This window comes from Pseudomonas uvaldensis, assembly GCF_021271205.1.
Taxonomy (GTDB): Bacteria; Pseudomonadota; Gammaproteobacteria; order Pseudomonadales; family Pseudomonadaceae; genus Aquipseudomonas; species Aquipseudomonas uvaldensis.
In genome coordinates, this window is the sequence record NZ_JAIWKS010000031.1 from 1 (window position 1) to 2,348 (window position 2,348).

A 2,348-nucleotide genomic window follows, 5' to 3' on the forward strand; every position below is an offset into this window, starting at 1 on the left:
TGCCGCCACAGGTCAGCGGCGCGAAGCATTCGTAAACCGCGAGATCGAAGTTCAGCGAGGTGGAGAACAGGGTTTTCGACAAGGTGTTGGTATCGAACGAACGATGAGCCCAGGTCAGGAAATTCACCGTGTTGCGGTGTTCGATCATTACGCCTTTCGGCAACCCGGTGGAACCGGAGGTATAGATCACATAGGCCAAATGCGACGAAGTCAGTTCAGGCACCTGAGGGTTGGGGGCTGCTTCGTCCTGCCAGACACCTTTATCGAGGTCGATCACCGGCGCTGCCGTCTCACCCAGCAAGGCCCGCGTGGTGCCTTGCATCAGGATTGCCGCCGGGGCGCTGTCCTGAAGCATGTAGGCGATCCGATCTGCCGGATAGGCCGGATCCAGCGGCACGTAACCGCCGCCGGCCTTGAGGATCGCCAGCAGGCCCACGATCATGTCGAGGCCGCGCTCGACACAGATCGCCACCCGCGAATCCGGCTGCACACCCTGTTTTTGCAGGTAATGCGCCAGCCGGTTGGCAAGCCCATTGAGTTCCCGGTAGTTGAGTCGCTGCCGGCCATGGCGCACCGCCACGGCATCCGGCGTGCGCCGTACCTGTTCCTCGAACAGGCCATGGATCGTTTGTTCCTGTGGATACTCCGCTTCAGTGGCGTTGAAGGTTTCTAGTAACTGCTCGCGCTCCACTGCCGGCACGATTGCGATTTCACGCAGTGCCGTGTCAGGGGCCTGCTCCAGCGCTTGTACCAAGCCTTCCAGTGCCGTGTGCATGTAGCCGCAAACACGTTGCGCACCCACCTGCGCCACTGCCTGGGCCGTGAGCAGGAAACCCTCGCCCAGGTCATCCACCGACAACATCAATGGATAGTTGGTGCGTTCTTCCATGCTCAGGGTATGGATCCCGTGCCAGGCCGAGATGGCCGGGTCGGACGGCGTTTGCGCCGCGCTGTGCCGGTAGTTCAGCAAGGCGCTGAACAGCGGCAGCGACGCCGGCACGCCACTGCAGCGTTGGGCCAGGGATAACGAGGCATGCTCGTGCCCCAGCAGCGCCGACAAGCGCCCGTGGGTCGCCCGGACGCCGGCACGCACCCCTTGTGTGCCCACGCTGATGCGCAACGGCAAGGTGTTGATGAACATGCCCAGGGCACGGTCGGTCCCTTCACCGCCCTGCATCCGGCCCATCAGGACCGTGCCGAACACCACCTCTTCGCGGCCCGAGACACGCCCGATCACCTGTGCCCACGCCAAATGGACCAGGCTCGCCGCACTTACGCCAAGCTGACGGGCCTGGGCACGTAGACGCTCGGCCAGTTCGGCGTCCACCGCCTGCTGCGTCTCTTCGATACCGCTGCCATCACCCTGCACGTCCTGCAGGCCGAACGGCAGCGTCGGCTCGTCAATGTCAGCGAGCATGTCGCGGAAAAACGCTTCGTGTTGTTCACGACTCACGCCCAAGCGGGCCTGCGCCACATGATTGCGGTATGGCACGGCCGGTGCGAGCTGCTCCGACTGGCCCAGCAGGTTGGCCTGCATTTCATGCACCACCACTTCGAGGGCAGTGTGGTCCAGCGCCATATGATGGAACAGCAGCATGCCGACCCAACGCTGGTTCGCCAGGTCCTGCGCGTAGGCCACACGCATCAATGGTGCCTGGGCGATATCGAGCCGGTAATGCCGAGGATCGAAACGCTCGTGCAACTGCTGCACCACATCGCCCGCTGTGGCGTCCACCTCGATCTCTTCGAGCGCCAGCGTTGCATGGCGCCAGACCACCTGCACCGGTGCCGGCAACCCTTGCCACGCCATGCTGGTGCGCAGGATATCGTTTCGCGACACCACGCTTTGCAAGGCCTGGGCAAAGGCTTGCAGTCGCTCGCGGTTGTCAAAGCCGAACATCACCTGCAACACATAGGGATCGCCCTGCTCCGCGGCCAGGTGATGGTAGAGAATCCCTTCCTGCAACGGCGCCAAGGCATAGATGTCCTGCACATTGGCGACGCCACCGGGCACGGTTGCCACGATCCGGTCGATGGCGTCCTGGTCCAGGTCGGCCAACGGCAGCATGTCCGGGGTGATCCGCGAACAATCGTCCGGAATCAGATTCAATGGCACCACCACTTCGCGCGCACCGCCAACGGCTGCCGCCAACGCGGCCAGTGTCGGCTGACCGAACAACACCCGCACGTCGGCGGCCAGCTCGACCTGGCGCATGCGCTCGATCAATTTCACCGCCAGCAATGAATGCCCGCCCAGCTCGAAAAAGTTGTCGTGGCGACCGACCTGCTCGACCTTGAGCAAGTCCTGCCAGATCCGGGCAATGGCAATTTCGATTTCGCCTTGCGGG

1 protein-coding gene is annotated in these 2,348 nt (G+C 63.2%); it reads right to left on the bottom strand.

The genetic code is table 11. The annotated features are described in order from the left end of the window. The coding region (locus LCU97_RS26435; RefSeq protein ID WP_232778204.1) for an AMP-binding protein at positions 1-2,348 on the bottom strand (2,348 nt) is incomplete at both ends.